Annotated in this window: 17 protein-coding genes; all 17 read left to right on the top strand. The window is 71.0% G+C overall.

From position 1 onward, the window contains the following. The first annotated feature begins 12 nt into the window (after positions 1-12). Complete coding sequence (locus tag ABZV06_RS13055) at positions 13-1,269, top strand: ammonium transporter (RefSeq protein ID WP_355243087.1); 1,257 nt, start codon at positions 13-15, stop codon at positions 1,267-1,269. Positions 1,270-1,319: 50 nt separating this feature from the next. After that, the gene (locus ABZV06_RS13050; protein WP_355621111.1) at positions 1,320-2,405 is read left to right on the top strand and encodes a hypothetical protein; all 1,086 of its coding nucleotides are present in this window, start codon (positions 1,320-1,322) and stop codon (positions 2,403-2,405) included. Next, a complete protein-coding gene (locus ABZV06_RS13045; RefSeq protein ID WP_355243093.1) occupies positions 2,398-5,067 on the top strand; it encodes a nitrate- and nitrite sensing domain-containing protein in 2,670 nt (889 codons plus the stop codon). The genes ABZV06_RS13050 and ABZV06_RS13045 overlap by 8 nt, the downstream gene beginning before the upstream one ends. Beyond that, a complete protein-coding gene (locus ABZV06_RS13040; protein WP_355243096.1) occupies positions 5,064-5,498 on the top strand; it encodes a roadblock/LC7 domain-containing protein in 435 nt (144 codons plus the stop codon). The genes ABZV06_RS13045 and ABZV06_RS13040 overlap by 4 nt, the downstream gene beginning before the upstream one ends. 62 nt (positions 5,499-5,560) lie before the next feature. Continuing rightward, positions 5,561-5,887 carry a DUF742 domain-containing protein gene (locus ABZV06_RS13035; RefSeq protein WP_355243099.1) on the top strand — a complete coding sequence of 109 codons (327 nt, stop codon included), beginning with the start codon at positions 5,561-5,563 and terminating at the stop codon, positions 5,885-5,887. Beyond that, positions 5,865-6,485 (top strand): ATP/GTP-binding protein, encoded by a 621-nt coding sequence (locus tag ABZV06_RS13030; protein ID WP_355621108.1) that lies wholly within the window; start codon positions 5,865-5,867, stop codon positions 6,483-6,485. Before ABZV06_RS13035 ends, ABZV06_RS13030 begins: the two co-directional genes overlap by 23 nt. Positions 6,486-6,654: 169 nt before the next feature. After that, a complete protein-coding gene (locus tag ABZV06_RS13025) occupies positions 6,655-8,361 on the top strand; it encodes a glycosyl hydrolase (RefSeq protein WP_355621105.1) in 1,707 nt (568 codons plus the stop codon). Positions 8,362-8,586: 225 nt separating this feature from the next. Next, positions 8,587-10,524 carry a hypothetical protein gene (locus ABZV06_RS13020; protein WP_355621102.1) on the top strand — a complete coding sequence of 646 codons (1,938 nt, stop codon included), beginning with the start codon at positions 8,587-8,589 and terminating at the stop codon, positions 10,522-10,524. A gap of 94 nt (positions 10,525-10,618) precedes the next feature. Next, positions 10,619-11,170, top strand: a complete 552-nt coding sequence (locus ABZV06_RS13015) for a DapH/DapD/GlmU-related protein (RefSeq protein WP_355621099.1) — start codon at positions 10,619-10,621, stop codon at positions 11,168-11,170. Positions 11,171-11,255: 85 nt separating this feature from the next. Beyond that, positions 11,256-12,761: a lipopolysaccharide biosynthesis protein gene (locus ABZV06_RS13010; RefSeq protein ID WP_355621253.1), complete on the top strand. Its 1,506-nt coding sequence runs from the start codon at positions 11,256-11,258 to the stop codon at positions 12,759-12,761. A gap of 93 nt (positions 12,762-12,854) precedes the next feature. After that, entirely contained in the window at positions 12,855-14,123 is a 1,269-nt protein-coding gene (locus ABZV06_RS13005; RefSeq protein WP_355621250.1) for an O-antigen ligase family protein, read from the top strand. Then, the gene (locus tag ABZV06_RS13000) at positions 14,120-15,730 is read left to right on the top strand and encodes a lipopolysaccharide biosynthesis protein (protein ID WP_355243111.1); all 1,611 of its coding nucleotides are present in this window, start codon (positions 14,120-14,122) and stop codon (positions 15,728-15,730) included. Before ABZV06_RS13005 ends, ABZV06_RS13000 begins: the two co-directional genes overlap by 4 nt. A gap of 8 nt (positions 15,731-15,738) precedes the next feature. Beyond that, positions 15,739-16,641, top strand: a complete 903-nt coding sequence (locus tag ABZV06_RS12995; RefSeq protein WP_355621247.1) for a sulfotransferase domain-containing protein — start codon at positions 15,739-15,741, stop codon at positions 16,639-16,641. Further along, entirely contained in the window at positions 16,638-17,900 is a 1,263-nt protein-coding gene (locus tag ABZV06_RS12990) for a hypothetical protein (protein WP_355621096.1), read from the top strand. Before ABZV06_RS12995 ends, ABZV06_RS12990 begins: the two co-directional genes overlap by 4 nt. A gap of 215 nt (positions 17,901-18,115) precedes the next feature. After that, the gene (locus tag ABZV06_RS12985; RefSeq protein WP_355243117.1) at positions 18,116-18,592 is read left to right on the top strand and encodes a UDP-N-acetylglucosamine--LPS N-acetylglucosamine transferase; all 477 of its coding nucleotides are present in this window, start codon (positions 18,116-18,118) and stop codon (positions 18,590-18,592) included. Then, positions 18,589-19,266 carry a glycosyltransferase gene (locus ABZV06_RS12980; protein WP_355243120.1) on the top strand — a complete coding sequence of 226 codons (678 nt, stop codon included), beginning with the start codon at positions 18,589-18,591 and terminating at the stop codon, positions 19,264-19,266. The genes ABZV06_RS12985 and ABZV06_RS12980 overlap by 4 nt, the downstream gene beginning before the upstream one ends. Then, positions 19,263-20,183, top strand: a complete 921-nt coding sequence (locus ABZV06_RS12975) for a glycosyltransferase family 2 protein (RefSeq protein WP_355243123.1) — start codon at positions 19,263-19,265, stop codon at positions 20,181-20,183. The genes ABZV06_RS12980 and ABZV06_RS12975 overlap by 4 nt, the downstream gene beginning before the upstream one ends. Positions 20,184-20,233 lie beyond the last annotated feature (50 nt).

Genomic DNA, 20,233 nt, shown 5'->3' with positions numbered 1-20,233 from the left:
GGGTGAGTGGGGATGAGTCAAGCGGGTCTTGATGGCGGGGCAACCGCCTGGGTGTTGGTGTCGGCCGTCTTGGTGCTCTTGATGACGCCAGGAGTGGCTTTCTTCTACGGTGGCATGGTTCGCGCCTCCAACGTCGCCGGAACCGTGATGCAGGGTTTCATGACGATCGGTGTCGTCACGGTCCTGTGGTTACTGCTCGGTTACTCCCTGGCCTTCGGGCCGAGCAACTCGGTCGTCGGCGGGTGGTCATTCGTCGGGCTCACCGATCTCGCGGCCGAGGTACCGGGGATCGACCTCGCCGGGGTACCGCCAATGGCCTTCGTGCTGTTCCAGATGATGTTCGCGGTGATCACCCCGGCGCTGATCCTCGGAGCTGGGGCGGAGCGATGGCGTTTCAGTGCCTCGATGATCTTCGTCGCGCTCTGGTCTCTGTTGGTCTACGCGCCGGTGGCGCACTGGCTGTTCTCGCCGCTTGGTTGGGCGCACCAGCTCGGCGCGCTCGACTTCGCCGGTGGAGCGGTGGTACACGCGAACGCCGGTGCGGCGGCGCTTGTCGTCGCTGCGCGTCTGGGGCGTCGGGCGCGCGCGGAGCACCGTCCGCACAACCTGCCGATGATGCTGCTCGGCACGGCGCTGCTCTGGGTCGGCTGGTTCGGCTTCAACGGGGGTTCGGCGCTCCGCGCCAACGACCTGGCCGTGCTCGCGGTCATCAACACGCAGGCGGCCGCCGCAGTGGCGATGATCGCCTGGGCGCTCGTGGAGCGACTTCGGTTCGGCAAGCCGACCACGCTGGGGGCCGCGTCCGGGGCAGTGGCCGGCCTGGTCGCGATCACTCCGGCGGCCGGGTACGTGACGCCTACGAGTGCGCTGCTGATCGGTCTCGCGGCAGGCGTCCTGTGCCACTTCGCAGTGGGGCTCAAGGCGCTCCTCCGACTCGACGACGCGCTCGACGTTGCCGCCGTCCATCTGGGCGGCGGGTTGATCGGCGCGCTCTCGGTCGGCCTCTTCGCCACCGCTTCGGTCAATCCTGGAATAGCGAACGGCCTGTTCTACGGGGGCGGGTACCGGCTGCTCGGAGTGCAGGCGCTGAGCGTCGGCGTGGTGGTCGTGTACTCCGCGGTGGTCTCCTTGATCATCATGGTCTTCGTGTCTCGGATTCGCGGCAACCGCATCGGTGGCCGCGCGGAGAGCGTCGGGGTGGACCTGTCACAGCATGGCGAGACCCCGTACGCGTTCCCGTCGACGCCGCAGCCGGCGGTCCGGTCGTGACCAAGCCAGTTGCCCTCCGCCAACGGCGTGGGCCATGGATCGCAGTCGCGTTGCTGCTGATCACCGTTCTGACCACGGTGTACGCGATGCTCGCCGTGCAGTCGCGCCGCCAGATCGACGCCGACGCAGCTCGGGTCACGAGCGAGCAGCAGGGATTGCGCTACCTGCGGGCAACCACCGACCTGATCAGCGAGTTGACCCGGCTCAGGGCGCAGACGGTGCGCAATACGGTGGTCAACCCCGGCGCGATCCAGCGGGCGGTCGGCGAGCTCGATGCGCTCGACGGACGCGAGGGTCAGGCGCTCGGCCTTGGCCAGCGTTGGTCCGGATTACGTCCGAAGGTCAAGCAGCTCGTGGACGACAGGCCGACCGGGCGTCAAGCGCTCGACCGGTACAGCGAGGTGCTCACTCTCGCGGTGGACATGGCCGCCAAGGTATTGCGTCTCGCACATCTGAACGGCAGTGCGGACAGCTACGGCAGCTTCCTTGCCGATGCGAGTTTCGTTCAGCTGCCCATCGTGCTGACCGGCGCGAATCTGGTGGCTGACCAGGCTTACCTCGGTGACAAGTCCGGGTCGACCGCGGTCGCCATCGCGGTGACCCGCGCGCAGGTGGCGGCTGCGGCCGCCGCGATTGAGGCCGGTCTGCGGGTCGTGACCGAAGCGGCTGGTCACGCTGCGCTGATCGAGCCCCTGGACTCGTTCCGCGACACCGTCAGCCGGTTCGGCGACACTGCGCTGGCCGGTACGGCCGGGAAGAACGCAAGCGCTGCCATGGCGGTACAGCTGCAGGACGCGAGCCTGAACGTGGCCGACGCGATGTCCAGCGAGCTGGATCGGCTACTCAAGGACACCGTTCGCTCCCTCGACAGGCTCCGGCAACAGCAAATGGCTATGGTGATCGTCGGGGCATTGGTTGGGCTGCTGCTGTTCTGGTGGGCGGTGCCCGCCCGCGAACGGGAGTCGGGTGACGAGCGGGACGAGGAGGTTGGCACGCAGCCGATCGCCGACATCGCGTCCCTGTCCGTCGCGATGCCGGAGGTTGATGCTCGGGAACTGCTCGCAACCGAAGAACTGCTTCGAGTCGGGCGCGGGGTACGACCTCGAGCGGATGACGAAGAGTTGTCAGATGCTTAGCGGACTCCGCGTTACGCAGCGACTCAGTCTCCTCTCGCTGCTGTCGGTGGCCGTGGCGCTGTGCGCCACCGTGCCGCTCGTCGCGCGGGGCATCGACCAGGCGCGCTCGGCTGCCGTCGTCGCGGACAGTGCGAAGACTGCGCGGTCGGTGAGTCGGCTGATCCGGGACCTACAGCGAGAGCGCCTGCTCGTCGTGGGACGGCTCGGCGGAGCGCCGGTCGGGCACGATGCGCTTCCTGTGCAGATGCAACAGGTGGACGACAGCTGGGAGAGCGTGGCACGTGTGCTGCCGTCCACCGCCGGCACCGAGCTCCGTACGGTGCTGGACCAACCGGGTCGCCTGCGAGAGCTTCGCGCCCCAGGTTCGGCGGGCGCCCGCGACGCGGCGAAGCTCGCCCTTGGCTACGACGATCTGATCCGGGAACTGCTCGATGGTCTACGGCTGACCGCCTCAGCAGGTGTCGACGCGTCGGGGCTGCGACGGACGGCGGCGGTGGATTCCCTGCTGCGACTGGATGAGGCGACCAGCCAGAGCCTCACCGCGGTGCTACTCGAGCTGGTGGACCCGAGCGAAGCCCAGCGGTGGGCGGCCTCGGCGGAGTCTGCGGCGGTGGTATATCGGGAGATTTTCCGGCAGCAGGGGGACGCGCACCACCAGGCGTTGGTAGCTGCGGCGGAGACAGGACCAACGTTCGGGCGAGCACGAGCGGCGGTGGCCGCTGTGACGAGTCGTCGCGCATCAGCACGGGTTCCTCCGATCAGTCGGCAGATGTCGATGGTTGAGGCTGCGCTCTCCACTCGGCAGGAGGTCCAGGACGAGATCACCCGCGATACGACGCAGCGGGCGGTGGACGCCGCCGTCGCTGCCCGCCGCGCCGCCGGCCTGGAGGTCGGGGTGGTCGCGGGACTGCTAACCGCGATCTGGCTCTTCGCTGTCGCGGTGAACAGGTCTGTGGCACGGCCCCTGCGGCGGATGACGCGCGCGGCCAACGCGGTAGCCGACCTCGCTGCTCACCAGATGACACGGATCAACGAGCTCGAGTACGACGAAGATGAACGTCAACCCAAGTTCGCCGCCGTGATGCTGCGGTCGGCTGATGAGATCGGCGAACTCGCATCAGCGTTCAACCGTGTGCAGGCGACCGCAGCGCTGCTGTTGCAGCAACAGGCACTCAACCGGCGCAACGTGTCGATGATGTTCGTCAACATCGCGAACCGCACTCGTAGCCTGGTCGAGCGGCAGGTAGCTCGTATCGACCAGTTGGAGCGCGACGAGTCCAGTGAAGAGCGGCTTGCCCAGTTGTACCAGTTGGACCACCTGACCAGCCGGCTCCGGCGGGGGACCGAGAGCCTGCTCGCGATCGCCGGCCGACGGGACGATGAGCAGTTGGGTGCGCACTCCCCGACACCTTTGATCGACGTCATTCGCTCCGCGATCGGCGAGATCGAGCGTTATGAGAATGTTCACCTGGAATCGGTGGCCAACGCAACGGTGGCGGCGGGTGCCGTGGCCGACCTGACCCTGATCCTTGCCGAGTTGCTGGAAAACGCGACATCATTCTCGCCGCCGTCCGCGCCAGTCGTCGTCTCGGCGAGCCTGACTTCGGAGTGCATGATTCGCATCGTCGACTCCGGTATCGGCATGAGGCCGGCCCGGATCGTCGAGGAGAACAGTCGACTTGTCTCGGTGGGACGGCCTGACGTCGCGCCGACCACCATGCTCGGATTGATCGTGGTGGGGCGGCTGGCCCGGAGGCACGGGATGACGGTACGGCTGATGCCGTCGCCGGTCACCGGGGTGACCGTCGAGGTCACGGTTCCGCAGCACATGTTGTTGCACCTGAACGTTGATCAACCGGCGGCCCGGCCGCCGCGAGGAGGGGCTGAGCCCGCGCCGGTGCGACGGGCAGCGCCGAATGCCCCCGCCCTCACCCCCGTCGCCGTGGGTGTCGAAGCGTCGCCTCGACCGCTGACCGAGGCGTTCGGTGACCGTGCCTTCAACTGGTGGACTGGCCGGTTGGACGCTGCTGCCGAGACGCCTGGCCATCAGGTTCGGCTGCCAACTGTTCCGCGTGGTGGTCAGCCCGAGACGACACCACCCCGAACGGCACCAGATTCGGAAGCTGCCGAAGTGCGTGCTGGGCTGCGGCGACGCCGGCCGGGTGCAACCCAGGCGACCCTGGACTGGGATGGTCCGGCCCGGTCCGAGCCCGCAGGTTGGAGCGGGCAGCACGAAACTCCGCCGTACCCATCCCGACGTCCGGAGGTGGAGCGCGCCGAGTTGGACGAGATGGTCCGTGCGGAGGCGCGAGCTGCGGGCGCGGTCGAGCCCGGTCCGCGTGGGCCAGGTCGTGACACGCAGACGTCAGCCGGGCGGGCCGCGGATATCGGGCCATTGCCGCCGCGCGTTGTCGACTTCTCGACGGCTCGCGGGACCGCGCAGGTCAGCCCCGGTGGTTTGCAACGGCGCCGCCCGGGAGAGCATCTCAACCTGGAGTTGGCCGAGGAACTCAGCGCCGACACACGCTATCGGGCGGCAGAGCCACCCACCGAAAGGCTGAGCGTGCGGCGTGATCCCGAGGCCGAACGGGCAGCACTCGACGATTTTCACGATGGGCTCGCTCGGGCGGCGACCCTCCACAACAACCGGAGCGGACGATGACAGCAGGCGGGCACCAGACAAGCAACGAGGCGCAGCAGTTCAACTGGCTGCTCGAGAGGTTCGCCAGCGATACCGCGGGCGTCCTGGAGGCGATCGCGGTCTCCTCCGACGGGTTGCTCGTGGCGCTCTCCGCCACCCTCTCTCGCACGGACGCCGACCGACTCTCCGCCATCACCTCCGCCCTCTCGAGCCTGGCGAGCGGCACCTCGCGTGTGTACGACCTCGGTGCCACGAACAAGGTCATCATCGACATGCAGCGGGGCTATCTGCTGGTCAGCGCTATCAACACACGTTGTTCACTCGGAGTGCTCGCGCAGAAGGACGCCAGCCTGGGCAACCTCGCCTATGAGATGGCGGTCTTCGCCAATCACGCCGGCCCGGTACTCACGCCGCAGCTCATTGACGAACTGAAGCTCACGGTCCGGGTCTGACCGGGGTGGTCGCGGACGGGGCTCACGAGACGGCAGGAGCACGACATCGCCAGGTGTCCCGGGTGCGGCCTTATCTGCTGACCGGCGGTCGAGTACGCCCCATGGGGGTGACGTTGAACATGGCAGCGCAGGTGATGGCTACCCGCGACGGCCTGCTAGGGGCGTCCCGCCTGCACTACGAGCATCGGGACATCGTGGAGTTCTGCAGGGAGTGGGTAGCGATCGCCGAGATCTCCGTCCACGTCGGGCTGCATCTCGGAGTCACGCGAGTACTGGTCGCCGACCTGATCGCGCTGAAATTTCTCACCACTCGCGGATTGGACCTCCCCGAGGACCGGCAGACGCAGATCATCGAAAGGGTTATCCGTGGACTTACCGCAATTCGCTGACCCGGCTGCCGAAAGCGCCCGGCCGCCCGTACCGGTGAAGATCGTCATCGCGGGTGGTTTCGGAGTGGGCAAGACCACTGCGGTCTCTCAGGTCTCCGAAGTTCCCGTGCTGACCACCGAGGCGCCGATGACCGAGGCCGCGGCCGCACTCGACCGCGCCGAGGAGGTGCCGGACAAGACGACCACGACAGTTGCGCTGGACTTTGGTCGCATCACCATCGACGACGAGATCAAGTTCTACCTCTTTGGCACGCCGGGCCAGGACCGTTTCGGTTTCATGTGGCGCGATCTCACCGAGGGGGCGCTCGGCGCTCTGGTGATTGTCGACGCGCGTCGCCTCGACGACTGTTATCCAGCAGTCGACTATTTCGAGCGAACCGGCATTCCCTTCGGGGTGGCCGTCAACCTGTTCGACGGCATGTTGACCCATGATCTTGACGATGTGCGGTGGGCTCTGGCGGTCTCCGACGACACGCCGCTGATCACCTTCGACGCCCGCGACCGTGGATCGGTGCTGGATGCACTGCTGGTGGTGCTGCGCCGCAGTCTGACGATGCCGCGGCGGGTGGGCCTACCGGTCGACGTTGCGGGCCTGTGAGTGAGGGCCCGATGCTGCTACCCCGCCGCGCCTCCGGGAGCGACTAGCCTTCCGCGAGCTTTCTTAGCTGAGAGTTAAGACGCGCTTACGGAAAACTGTCCTACCGACGACATGCCCTGGTCATCGATACGCTGCTGACGGTTATCGCACCAGACACAGGGAGTTCTCCTTGACCAGGCATGGACTGCACCGCATCACCCGGTTCCGCAACGGCCCCCGACGCAAGGCGATCGCCATCGGCGTCGTCGGCGGTTCGGTGGTGGCCGGCATCGTGGCGACCATGATGCCCCTGTTGGCAAGCGACGACCTGTCGATCCGCGCGGTGGCCGACACCACCGCGACAGTGGTCTCCCAGGACGGCGACAACTCCACCAAGGGGACCCTGGCGACCTGCGCGGCGCGCTGCGACGGCAACCCGCGCGGTGGTCGGGAGGCGGTCGTCGAGTTCGCGGTGACCACGCTCCCCGCCGCCGCCGTCAACGTCCGGGCGACCCTGCGCATGCACGCCTGGCAGCAGTTCGCCGCCACGGTGACCGCGCACGCCTCGTCGGTGAGCGCCCGCGAGGCGCGGCCGGCCCCGGCGAAGGCGGGAGCCGTGCTGGACACCGTGTCCGGTGTGGCCAAGGGCGCCAACGAGTGGGACGTCTCCAAGCTGGTCACCGGCAACGGCACCTTCACGGTGTCGCTGGCCCAGACCGGCCTGGAGACCCGCGTCTACTGGGCCTCGGTCGAGAACCGCAACACCGATCTGCGGCCCAGCCTGGTGATCAAGTACGACCTGGGCAGTGGGCCGACGTCGGCGCCGACCACGCGACCGGCGCCGCCGCCCTCGCCGACGGTCGCGCCGACGACAGCAGCACCCCGGCCCACGCCGACGGTGGCCCCGACGCGTACGCCGACGCCGACCGGGAGCCCCACCCTCCCGTCCGGCAAGTGCGGTCAGGTGTCCGACACGCTCGTGCCCTCCTGTGGCGCCTGGTGGGGGATGTACTCACCCGCCAACGCCGGCAGCGGCTGGGACCACGGTAAGGCGATCACCGACGTGGAAGCCCAGGTCGGGCGCAAGTTCGACATCGTGCACCGGTACCACGACTTCTCCAACGCCGGCAGCAACGGGGCGTTCCCCGACGCCTACGAGCAGGAGCAGATGCGCCAGGGCCGGCTGATGTTCTTCGCCTGGGAGTCGCGCGACTTCTCCGCCGGCACGACGCTGAAGTGGTCCGACATCTACAGCGGCCGGCAGGACGCGACAATCGACGCGGTCGCCGGTCGCATCCGGGCCGCCAAGGTGCCGGTGTTCATGGGCTTCGACCACGAGCCGGAGGACGAGCCGGGCAAGGGGAGCGACGCCGAATTCGTCCAGGCCTGGAAGTACGTGTACGAGCGGTTCGCCAAGGCGGGCGCGGACAATGCCGTCTGGGTGTGGACGATGATGGGCTGGTCCGGTCACTACTCGCGGTACGCCGGCCTCTACCCCGGTGACCGGTACGTCGACTGGGTGGCCTACGACCCGTACAACTTCCACGTCTGCAACGGCAGCACGGTGTGGAAGAGCCCGAGCACGACAGTGGACGGCTTCTACCGGTGGCTCGACGAGAACGGCATCGGTGCGGGCAAGCCACGGATGCTCGCCGAGTTCGGTACGAACTTCGACGCCAAGGACCCGGGCGCGAAGCAGCGCTGGTTCCAGGAGTTCCCGGCGGCCCTGAAGGCGCACCCGAAGATCAAGGCCGCCATCTACTTCAATTCGCCGGGCATGACGACCCGCACGGCGACCTGTGACATGACGATGAACCACGAGGCCTCCGCCGTGGCCGGGTTCACCCAGGCCGGCAAGGACGACTACCTGCGGCAGCCGACCGGGGGGAGCCGCTGACACGTGTGACGACACTGTGAACACAGCCGCCGTTCATCGGAGATCTACCAGCTGATCTTCCGGCGTTCTGTCGGCTAGCAGATTCACGCACCGCCCAATCGGCGGATGCGCCTACCAGGCTGGGCGAGGCACGCTACCTCGGGTTCTCATCCATCTTGGAGGCGTAGCGTGCCCACACTCTCGCACTCATGGCGTTTGTCAGGTCGACGTCGTACCCGGGCGGGGGTGGTCGCGCTGGCGGTCGCCGCCGCCGTGCTCAGCGCCCCCACGGCCTCCTCGGCGGCGGTGGTACCGGCCCCCGGAACCGCGACCCTGGTGTCGGGGAATCCCGCCGACATCACCCCGCACGCCCGCGACGGTGAGACCCGCGCCTTCGCGCAGGTCGGCAACACCGTGTTCGTCGGCGGCAGCTTCACCCAGCTCCGGCAGACCGCCACGTCCGCGTGGGTCACGCAGCGCTACCTCTTCGCGTACGACCGCACCACGGGCACGATGTCCACCAGCTTCCTGCCGGTGCTCGACGGCGCGGTCAACACGCTGCTGGCGGGGCCCGGTGGCACGCTGATCGTCGGCGGCGCCTTCAAGAACGTCAACGGGGTCTCCCGCAAGAACCTGGTCGCGCTGAACCCGAGCACCGGCGCGATCATCGACAGTTGGGTGGGCCGCTCCGACGGCGGCACCGTCCGGGATGTGGCGCTGTCGGGCAACTGGCTCTACGTGGCCGGCGCGTTCAACTGGCTCAACGGCACCGCGCACGCCGGTCTCGGCCGGCTGAACGCGACCACCGGCGCGATCGACCCCACGTTCTCCGTCGACGCCACCGTCGGGCGGCACAGCACCACCTCGTACGTGTGGACCATCGACGTCACCCCCGACGGCAACACCCTGGCGGTCGGCGGCAACTTCACGCTCCTCAACGACCTGCCGCGCAACCAGATCGCGCTCGTCGACGTCTCCGGCACCCCGACGGTGCTGGACTGGAGCAGCGAGAAGTACGTCGCGCCGTGCGCCGCCCCGACGACCTTCGTGCACTACGTGCAGGACATCAAGTTCGGCGAGGACGGCACCTGGTTCGTGGTCGGTAGCAACGGTGGTGGTGGCTGGCCGACCGCGTACTGCGACGCGCTGGCCCGCTTCGAGACCGCGGCGCGCGGCACCGGTCAGGTCGGCACCTGGATCAACTTCACCGGCAACGACACCATCACCTCGGTCGAGGTGGCCGACAACGTCATCTACCTTGGTGGGCACTTCCGCTGGTTGAACAACCCGAACGCCAGCGACAACGCCGGTACGGGCGCGATCGACCGGCTCGGCATCGGCGCGGTCACCCCGGCCACCGGCATGCCGGTGAACTGGAACCCGCGTCGCAGTGGCAGCGCCTCGATGCCGTCCGGCACCACCGCCTGGGGCTCGTCGGTGCCGGTGCTCTGGCGCGGCTCGGACGGTCTCTACTTCGGGCACAACTCGGACGGCATGGGCGAGGAGTACCACGGGCGGCTCGGTATGTTCCCGCTCGCCGGCGGTCGCACCTTCACGGCGAAGAATCCGCCGAGCGGTAGCAGTGGCTACCTCTATCTGGGCACCGGCGCGGGCGCCGTGTCGAAGGTGCCGTTCGACAGCGCGACGCTGGGTGCGGCGACCACCGTCAGCCAGCCCACGTACACCGCGTCCGGCGCGACCTGGCGGGTGGACGACCGGATCTACTGGGCGCACACGGTGGCCGGTACGCCCACCGGTAGCCGGATCGACGTCTCGTTGTTCAACGGCGGCGCGATCGGCTCGCCGTGGGAGGCGTCCGGCTACAACGACTGGTTCAACCCGGCGGCTCTCACCGGCGCCTTCTATCTCGACGGTCGGCTCTACTACACCCGTACCGGGGCCAACAGCCTCTACTACCGCTACTTCGAGATCGACGGCAGCTACCTCGGTGCCACCGAGTTCGCGTTGCCGACGAGTGGTGTCACCTGGTCGAGCGTGCGTGGCATGGCCTGGGTGGACGGTCGGATCGTCTACGGTGCGACTGACGGCGGGTTGCGCAGCGTCCCGTTCGACCCGACGGCCGCGCCGGCCGCTGTCGTCAACGGCACCGCGACGACGCTCATCGCCGCAGCGACACCCGAGTTGTCCTGGTCCGTCCCCTCGATGTTCTTCTCCGTACAGTGACGGTCAACCAAACGTAACGGAGGATCGGTAGATTGTTCACGTCGGGTCGGCGGCGGTACCACCGCCGCCGGCCCCGCGATGTGGGGAGGGGTCGTTGGTCGGCGGCGCTGGATTCCGCGCGAAACGGGCGGTCCACCTGGTTTTCGCGTTCAAACGCGCCTGGTACAGGTTGCGTTACCGGCGGTTGACCCTCGGGCGGGACGTGCAGATCCGAGGCCGGATCAGGTTGCGCAGGGGCGTACGGGTCAGCATCGGCGACCGTACCCGCCTCAACAAGTTGGTCCGCTTCGCCGGCCCCGGCGAGGTACGCGTCGGCGCCGACTGTCTGCTCAACGCCACCTGGATCGGCACCTGGACGTCGGTGACCGTCGGGGACCGGTGCCTGCTGTCCGACTGCGAACTGCTCGACAACGACTTCCACAATCTGCCGCCCGACCAGCGACACGCGCCACCGGGGCCGGCCACCCGCGCCCCGATCGTGCTGGAGGAGAACGTGTGGGTCGGCGCGCACGCCCTGGTGCTCAAGGGGGTCCGTGTCGGCCGGGACAGCGTCGTGGGCGCGGCAGCGGTGGTACGGACCGACGTGCCGCCGGGCGTCGTCGTGGTGGGCAATCCTCAACAGACGGTGAAGAAGTTCCATGACTGACGCGACACCCGCCTCCTGGCCGCCCGCCTCGTCGAGCCCCGATGCCACCCGCGTCGTCACACTCTCCGACCTGCTGCGGGTGCCGATGCACCGGCTGCGCCTGGTGGCCGCCGTCGCTCTGGTCGGCCTGCTCGCCGCCCTGGGCTACGTGCTGCTGGTGCCGGCGGCGGTGACCGCCAGCGCGGTCGTGGCGGTCCGACCGGTGGTCACCGACGCCTTCACCCCCAGCGGCGCCGGCGCCGACCGCGCCGTCAACATGAACGTGGAGAGCGGCCTCGCCACCGGCACCGAGGTGGTCCAGCGGCTCGCCAACGCCCTCGGGGCCGCGCCGCGTGACATCCGCAACGGCCTCGAGGTCGAGGTGCCCACCGGCGGGCAGATCCTGCGCTTCACCTATCAGACGCACGACGCGCAGCGGGCCGTGCAGGGCGCCAACCTCGCCGCGCAGGCCTACCTCGACGTGCGACGCGCCATGTACGAGCAGCAGCGTGCCGAGATGCTGCGCTCCTACGACGCCAGCATCACCAAGGTCGTCGCCCAGCAGGCAGCGGTGCAGAAGCGCGCGAGCAGCGCCAAGGGCACCGCCGCCGGCGATGCGGCACTGGCCGAGCTGTCCGGCATCAACAACCAGCTCACCCAGCTCAACGCGGCCCGCACCGAGATCGCCGCGGTCGACATCAACCCCGGCTGGGTCACCCAGACCGCCGAACAGGCGCTGGTGACCTCCGCCGGGCACCGGCCGCTCTACCTGGTCGCCGGCCTGCTGGGCGGCGCGCTGATCGGCGTCGTGCTGGCGTACGCGTGGGAGTCCGCGGACCGGCGGGTCCGCTCGGTCACCGACGGCCGTGCGGCCACCGGCCTGCCACTGCTCGGCACGGTACGCAGGCCGCCGTTCCGGGGCAGTCCGCGAGCGGTCGACGCGGACATCCGCTACGTGGCGATGGCGGTCGCCGAACGGGTGCGCCAGCCGGCCCGGGTCGCGCTGGTCACCTCCCGCGAGGACGCCACGGCGCTCACCGCCGGGCTGGCCGTGGCGCTCGCCGCCGACGGTCGGGAGGTCTTCGTCGCCGACGACAGCGGCCGCATCGAGCGCCTGCGCGCCGGCGTCCTCGCCGACCGTGGGCGGCTGCCCGTCGACCCGTCCCGACCGCTGGTGCCCAAGCCGCGCCCGGCCGGCACCCCGGCGGCGAGCGGTGCTTCCGCGGAGAACCCGGCACCCCGGCGGCCCTCCCCGCATCCGCCCGGCGCACGTCCGTCCACCGATCCGGACGCCACGCTCACTCTGCCCCGGGTCGCGTCGGCCCGCCCCGACAACGGAAAGCCGGCCTCGGCGGACGAGGTGACCGTGGGGGTGGGCAGCGTCCGCTTCGGCACCTGGCGGCAGGGCGCCGACCATGGTCTGGTGCTGTTCAACGCGCCGCCGGCGGAGTCCGACGAGCGCGGCGTGGCGGTCGCCCGGCAGGGCAGCGCCGTGGTGGTCATCGAGCGGGACCGCACGCGCCAGAGCGACCTGCGGCGGCTCGTCGAGCGGCTGCGTGCTGCCGGAGTCACCCCGCTGGGCTTCGTGCTCACCCGCAACGGCCGGGCCTGATCGGTGTCGGTCACCCGCGCCCCGGCGACCGAGCAGCCACCCGGCGGCACACCGACCGCCGCCGCGCCGCCGCCGACACCGCCTCCGGCCCGGTTGCCGCTCTGGCCCCTGGCGTTGATGTTCGGGCTCGTGCCGCTGTGGTGGTTGCTCGGGGCGTTCTACCTGGGCTGGCCACTGCTGGGCGCACTGCTGCTCGCGTTGCTGCTCGCCCGGGGCCGGGTGCCGCTGCCTCCGGCGGCCGGCATCTGGCTGCTGTTCCTGGCGATCGTGGTCGTCAGCGCCACGCAACTTCCCTCGCCGGCCTCGCTGCTGACGTTCGCGCTGCGTCTGGCCTTCTACCTGACCGCGTTGGTGGTCGGCGTCTACGTCTACGTCGCCGCCCGGGAACGGGCCGACCTCGTGGCGGTGCTCACCCCACTCTGCGCGTTCTGGTTCGCGCTGGTGGTGCTGGGCTGGCTCGGGGTGCTGGTGCCCCGGTTCGCGTTGGCCACCCCGATGGAGGTGCTGCTGCCGGCCGGCGTCGCCCGTACCCCGTTCATCCAGGACATGGTGCACGTGACCACAGCGGAGTACAGCCCCCGCTCGCTCAACCCGATCTACCGGCCCGCGGCGCCGTTCGCGTACACCAACAACTACGGCAGCGCGTACGCGATGACGCTGCCGTGCGTGGTGGCGTACACCATGCTGCGCCGTCGCGGGCTGTTGCGGTGGACGCTGCTGGCGTCGTTGCCGCTGTCGTTGGCCCCGGCGTTCCTCACCCTGAACCGGGCGATGTTCCTCAGCCTCGGCGCGGGGCTCGCGGTGCTGGGGGTTCGGGCCAGCCTGCGCGGCAACGTCCGCGTCGCCGCGTCCATCGTCGGCGTGGTGGTGATCGGAGGGTTGGCCACGCTCGTCATCCCGATCACCGAGTTGATCAACAAGCGCGTCGACTCCAGCGACACCAACACCGACCGGTTGTCGCTCTACACCGAGGTGATCCGCCGGGTGCAGGATTCCCCGTGGCTGGGCTACGGCGCTCCGGTGAACGTGGACACCGTCTCGGCGGACGCGCCGATCGGCACCCAGGGACAGCTGTGGATGGTGCTGTTCAGTCACGGCGTACCGGCGCTGCTCTGTTTTCTCGGTTGGTTCGTGGCCGCCGCGGTGATCTGCGCGCGGGCGACGTCGGCGGCCGGTCAGTGGCTGGCGGTGGTGCCGGTGGTGTGCCTCGTGCAGATCCCGTTCTACGGCATGGCCAACCAGAACCTGGCGGTCGCCTTCTTCGCGGTCGGCTTCGCCATGGCGCTCACCGAACGCGAACGCGCGCCCCGCCCGCAGCCGTGGCATCCGCCGCTCGCGCCTGCCCTGGCGGCGCCGGCATGACCGCCGCCACCCGGGAGCCGGCCGGCGTCGGCCGGGACGGCCCGTCGGGCGGCGCGGCTCCCGACACCGGCGCGGTCGAGACGCGCCGCAGCGCCCGCAGCGGGGTGGCCGGGCTGCTCGGCGCGGCCACCAGCGGCCTGTTCGGGTTCGTGCTGGCCGTGGTGATAACCCGGGGGTACGGGACGGCCGGCGCGGGGGCGTTCTTCGCCGCGATCGGCGTGGTGACCGTGGCCACCGCGGTCTGCACGCTCGGCGCGGAGACCGGTCTCATGTGGGCGGTGCCCCGGCGGCGTCTCGGCGTCCGGGGGGACGCGGCCCGGGTGCTGCCGGTGGCGCTGATCCCACCGCTGCTGGCCGGGTTGGTCGTCGCCGTCGGGGGAGCGCTGAGCGCCGACGCGCTCGCCCCCCGCCTGCTGAGCGGGTCGGGCGACGAGGGCCACGGGTTGCTGACGCTGACCTTCGCCGCCGTGCCGGTGGTGGTGGCGATGACCCTGCTGCTGGCCGCGTTGCGCTGCGTGCGACCCATCCGCGCGTACGTCGGCGTGCAGTTCCTCCTGCTCCCGGTAGCCCGCCCGGCGCTGGTCGGCGCCGCCGCGCTGGTGGGTGGCGGCCTGCTCGCCGGCATGACCGGCTGGTTGGTGCCGGCGGCGCTGGCCCTGCTGGTCTGCCTGGTGCTGGTGGCCGGGCCGCTCGGGCTGGGCCGGGGCGCCGCGTGGCGGCCGGACCGCGCCGACTGGTCGACGTTCTGGCGCTTCGCGCTGCCGCGGGCCGCCTCGGCGGCCATCGACGCGGGCAGCATGTGGGTGGGTGTGCTGCTGACGTCGGTGCTGGCCGGACCGACCGACGCGGGTGTGTTCGGCGCGGTCGGCCGCTACGTGCTGGCCGGCCAGCTCGCCATGCAGGGCCTGCGGGTCGCGGTGTCACCACAGCTGTCCCGGCTGCTCGGGCGCGGCGAGCGGGCGGCCGCGGCGGCCGTGCACCGGCACCTGACCATCTGGGGGCTGGTGCTGTCCTGGCCGGTGTACCTGCTGCTGGCGGTGTTCGCGCTGGCGTTCCTGCAACTGTTCGGCCCGGAGTTCACCGCCGGTGTGCCGGCGATGACGGTGCTGGCGCTGGCGATGCTGGTGAACACCGGCGTGGGCAACGTGCAGAGCCTGCTGCTGATGGGCGGGCGCAGCGGGCTGCACCTGGTGTCCACCCTGGCCGGGCTCACCGTGACCGTCTCGCTCGGGCTCTGGCTGATCCCCGGTCACGGCGCGACGGGCGCCGCCCTGGCGTGGGCCGCCGGCATCGCCACCGAGAACCTCACCGCCGCCGGCTTCGCCCGGTCGGTCATCGGCGAGCCGCTGGTCGACGCCGCGACGCTGCGCGCGGCGGCGGCCACCGTCGGCGGTGTGGGGATCGCGGCGGCGGTCGGTGTGCTGGCGGGGGGACGTGGCCTACCCGGCCTGGCGGTGGCACTCGGTGTGCTGCTGGCCGGTTGCGTCGGCTTGTTGACGTTGCCCCGGGTGCGCGCCGGCATCCGGGTGACCATGAGGCAGATCCGTGGGTCCGACGAGGCGGCCACGGCCGCCGGGTCGGCCCCGGCATCGACGAGAGGCAGGTGAGGGCCGTCGTGGCGTCCATCCGTGACCGGGTCAAGCAGTTGGTGCCGACCCAGGTGACCACCCGGGTGAGGGAGTCCCTGGTCGACTACGGGGTGCGCACCAGTGACCGGCGACCCCTGCCGGACTTCCTGATCATCGGCACCAAGCGGGGCGGCACCACCTCGCTGTGGAACTACCTCATCCAGCATCCGCTGGTGCCCCGGCTCTTTCCCGCCTGGAACACCAAGTCCGCGCACTACTTCGAGGAGCACTGGGGTCGCGGCGAGGCGTGGTACCGCTCGCACTTCCCGACCGAGCGGCAGCGCGAGGCCCTCGCGAAACGGCACGGCGGGCCGGTTCGCGTCGGCGAGGCCGCGCCCCTGTACATGTTCCACCCGCTCGCCGCGCAGCGGGTCGCCGCGCTGATGCCCACCGTGAAGCTGATCGTGCTGCTGCGTGATCCGGTCGAGCGGGCGTACTCGCACTGGAAGGAACGCCGCACGCACGGCATCGAGCCGCTGGACTTCGCCGCCGCGCTGGCCGCCGAGCCGGAGCGTACGGCGGGGGAGCGGGAGCGCCTCATGGCCGAGCCGGAGGCGTTCAGCGAGGCGTACGACTGGTACACGTACCGGGCGCGGGGGCGTTACCTGGAGCACCTGGAGCCGTGGCTGGACCGGTTCGACCCCGCCCAGATCCTCTTCCTGCCCAGCGAGGACCTGTACCGCGACTCGCGCGCCACCTATCGGCGCACCCTCGACTTCCTCGGGCTGCCGCCGTACGAACTGCCGGACTTCAAGGTGTACAACGACCGGCGCTCGGCACCGCTGGAGCCGGCGGTACGCACCGAGCTGACCGAGTACTACCGCCCGTACAACGACGCTCTGCGTGAGCGGCTCGGGTTGGCACTCGACTGGGCGGACCGGGCGGCGTGACGACCGGGGTCGCCCCGGCCACGGACCCCCGGTCGCGGGCGGACGGGCTGGGCTGGGTGAGCCGTGCGGTGTTCCCGGACGACCGGGTCCAGCTGACCGTGGACGCCGCGGTGCCGGCCGGGCAGCGGACGGTGGCCCGGTACGCCGTGGTGCCGTCGGTGGCGCGGGCGCGGTTCCTCGTACCGCTGGGCTCGCCCCGGGCCGGCGCGGCGTCGCTGCTGGCGTACAACGCGCTGCGGCCACCGCAGGTGCGGGCCCTGCGGGCGGCGCTCGGTGGGCTGGCCCGCTTCGGTGCGGCGGGCCTCGCGCCGTTCCCCACGCTGACCGTGTCGGTGCCGGTGGGGGCGTCCGTCGCCGACCTGGTGCTGACCGAGCGGCTCGCCGCCGCGCTGGGCGGCATGCCCCTGCTGGCCGCCTGTGGTGTGCGTCCACCGGACCCGAACGTCAAGCCCACGCTGCAACTGTTCACCGTCGACGGTCGCCCCCGCGGCTACGCGAAGATCGGTTGGAACGACGCCACCCGCGCCCTGGTCACCGCCGAGGCCGGCGCGCTGCGGGCGCTGCGCGCCGTGACCGGTGTGCCCGACCACCCGGTGCCGCCGGGGCTGCTCACCGAGACGGCATGGGCCGGCCAGGTCGTCGCGGTGATCGAGCCACTGCCACCCGACGTACGCGGAGTGCCGGTCGACGACCCGCCGCGGATCGCGGCGCTGCTCGCGGTCGCCCGCCGGGGCGCCGCCCCCGGTGTGCCCCGGACGCTGACCTCATCGACGTTCCTGGCGCGACTGGCCGCCCAGGCGGAGCGGGCCGCATCGACCGCGCCGGCCGGGGCGCGGGCGGTGGCGGGGGTCGCCGCCCTGGCCCGTCGGCACGGCGACACGAGCGTCGAGTTCGGCCACTGGCACGGGGACTGGGTGCCGTGGAACCTGGGCACGCACGACGGCCGGCTGGTCGCCTGGGACTGGGAGCACAGTGGTCCGGACGTGCCGGTCGGCTTCGACCTGGCCCACGACGCGTTCCAGCGCTCGTTGGTGCTGCGCGGCGAGCCGGCGGCCGTGGCCGCCGCGGCGGTGGACGCACACCTGGGCCGGCACGGCGAGCGGCTGGGCCTCGACGCGGCGGGGCGCGCTCTGGTGGCCGACGCGTACCTGCTGGAGATGTGGCTACGCACGTGGCGCCTGGCGGACGCCGGCGCCGGGTGGAACGCCGCGCTGCATCCCGCACTGTTGGACGTCATCGAGAAACGACATAGCGAGTGAACGGGAGAATTTTCGACGCCGGGTGCGCGTCGTAGCGTGACGACATAATGGCAGGTCGTGACGGCGGTCGATGGGCTGTGGGGTCGACAATGGGCCTGAGCACGCCGAAGAGAGATCGTCGCCTCCTCCGGTCGCGCTATTCAACGACCGGGAAACCTGTGATCTGCTTCTGCCTTGCGTGAATCGGAATTCCAAGCGGACTTGTGGGGAGTCGCGTGGACACGAACAACGACGACGAATCGCCGGTGCTGCTGCTGGTCGGATCCAGCGGTGGCCACCTGGCCCAACTTCTCGCCCTGCGGCCCTGGTACGAACGGTGGCGGCGCTGCTGGGTCACCTTCGACACCCCGGAGGCAGTGTCGCTGCTGACCGGCGAGGACCTGGTGCCGGCGCACCACCCGACCACCCGCAACGTACCCAACCTGCTGCGCAACGCGCGGCTGGCCTGGCGGGTGCTGCGGCGTCGGCGGGTCGCGGCCGTGGTCACCACCGGCGCCGGCGTGGCCGTGCCGTTCGTGGTGCTGGCCCGGCTGCGTCGCATCCCGACCGTCTACATCGAGGTGTACGACCGGATCGACACCCCGACGTTGACGGCCCGCCTCTGCCGCCCGTTCCTGTCCGCGATGCTCGTGCAGTGGGACGAGCAGCGCCGGCAGTACCCGGAGGCCACCGTCGTCGGGACGCTGCTGTGAGCGGGGAGGCGGGCACCACCCGCCGCGCCCAGTCGCACCGGCCCGACGACGCCGAGTCGTCCCGGCTGCCGCGCCAGCGCGACACGAACCCCGTCGAGCAGCTCCAACTGCTCGTCGCGGTCGGCACCGACAAGCACCCGTTCGACCGACTGGTGGGCTGGCTGGCTCAGTGGCACGAGAGCGCCGGCCCGATCGGGCTGACCGTGCAGCACGGGCACACCGCCGCGCCGCCCCTGCCCGGCGCGGTGCCGTTCCTCGGCCACGACGCCCTGCAACAGGCGATGGCGGACGCCGACCTGGTGGTGTGTCACGGCGGCCCGGCGACGATCCTGGAGGCGCGCCGGCACGGCCACCTGCCGATCGTGGTGCCCCGCGACCCGGCACGCGGCGAGCACGTCGACGACCACCAGCAGCTCTTCGCGCGTCGGCTCGGCGCGGCCGGGCTGGTGGCGCTCTGCGAGACGCGCGAGGAGTTGCACGATGCTCTCGTCGCCGGACAGGCCGACCCGTCCCGGTACGCGGTCCAGGCCGACCCGGCCGCGCACGAAGCCCGCCGCGCGGCCGTCGCCCGGGTCGGGCAGATCGTCGACGACCTGGTGGCCCGGTCGAGCCGGCACCGACCCCGCTGGCGGACCTGGCCGCGCGCCGGCCAGCCGACGAAGGAGACCCGATGACCCGCCAGCCGAGCGTCAGCGTCGTGGTGCCCACCCGGGACCGCCCCGAACTGCTGCGCGCCGCCGTGGCCGCGATCCTCGCCCAGGAGTACGCGGGCACGATCGAGGCCGTGGTCGTGTTCGACCAGTCCACGCCGGACGAGTCGCTGACCGGCCTGGGCGGGCCGGACCGGACGATCCGCGTCATCGCCAACGGACGCGCGCCCGGGCTGGCCGGTGCGCGCAACAGCGGCACCCTCGCCGCCGAGGGCGACCTGGTCGCGTTCTGCGACGACGACGACGAGTGGCTGCCCGGCAAGCTGGCCGCCCAGGTCGAGGCGTTGGCCGCCGACCCGAGCGCCGAGTTCGTCTGCTGCGGCATCCGGGTCAGCTACGACGGGCACACCGTCGACCGGGTGCTCGACAAGGACCGGATCACCCTGGACGACCTCCTGCGGGACCGGTTGACCGAGCTGCACCCGTCCACCTTCCTGATCCGGGCGGCGGCCCTGCGCGACGGCTTCGGCCTGGTGGACGAGGAGATCCCGGGCAGCTACGCGGAGGACTACGAGTTCCTGCTGCGCGCCGCCCGCAGCGCGCCTTTGATCAACCTGCGGACGCCGTCGGTGCTGGTGCGCTGGCACAAGCGGTCGTACTTCGCCCAGCGGTGGGACACCATCTCCGAGGCGTTGCAGTGGCTGCTGCGGCGCTACCCGGAGTTCGCCGGGCAGCCGGCCGGCGAGGCCCGGGTCACCGGCCAGATCGCCTTCGCGCGGGCCGCCTCCGGTGATCGGCGGGGCGCGTTGCGTTGGGCGCGACGCACCCTGCGCAGCAATCCCCGCGAGCCGCGCGCCTACCTGGCGCTCGCGGTCGCCGGTCGGGTGGTACGGGCCGACTCGGTGCTCCGCACCCTGCACAAGCGCGGCCGGGGCATCTGATCCGTCGTGCGAAGCCGCCCTGCGGACGGTCCCGGCCGTCCGCAGGGCGG

This window comes from Micromonospora sp. NPDC005172 (assembly GCF_040608555.1).
GTDB lineage: Bacteria > Actinomycetota > Actinomycetes > Mycobacteriales > Micromonosporaceae > Micromonospora.
The sequence above is the reverse complement of the archived record's forward strand: the minus strand, read 5'-3'. Positions and strand labels throughout refer to the sequence as shown.

Bases quoted from the DNA above. Each gene is read 5' to 3' on its own strand.
- ABZV06_RS13055 (WP_355243087.1), top strand. From the start codon at position 13: ATGAGTCAAGCGGGTCTTGATGGCGGGGCAACCGCCTGGGTGTTGGTG.
- ABZV06_RS13045 (WP_355243093.1), top strand. From the start codon at position 2,398: ATGCTTAGCGGACTCCGCGTTACGCAGCGACTCAGTCTCCTCTCGCTG.
- ABZV06_RS13040 (WP_355243096.1), top strand. From the start codon at position 5,064: ATGACAGCAGGCGGGCACCAGACAAGCAACGAGGCGCAGCAGTTCAAC.
- ABZV06_RS13010 (WP_355621253.1), top strand. From the start codon at position 11,256: ATGCACCGGCTGCGCCTGGTGGCCGCCGTCGCTCTGGTCGGCCTGCTC.
- ABZV06_RS13000 (WP_355243111.1), top strand. From the start codon at position 14,120: ATGACCGCCGCCACCCGGGAGCCGGCCGGCGTCGGCCGGGACGGCCCG.
- ABZV06_RS12975 (WP_355243123.1), top strand. From the start codon at position 19,263: ATGACCCGCCAGCCGAGCGTCAGCGTCGTGGTGCCCACCCGGGACCGC.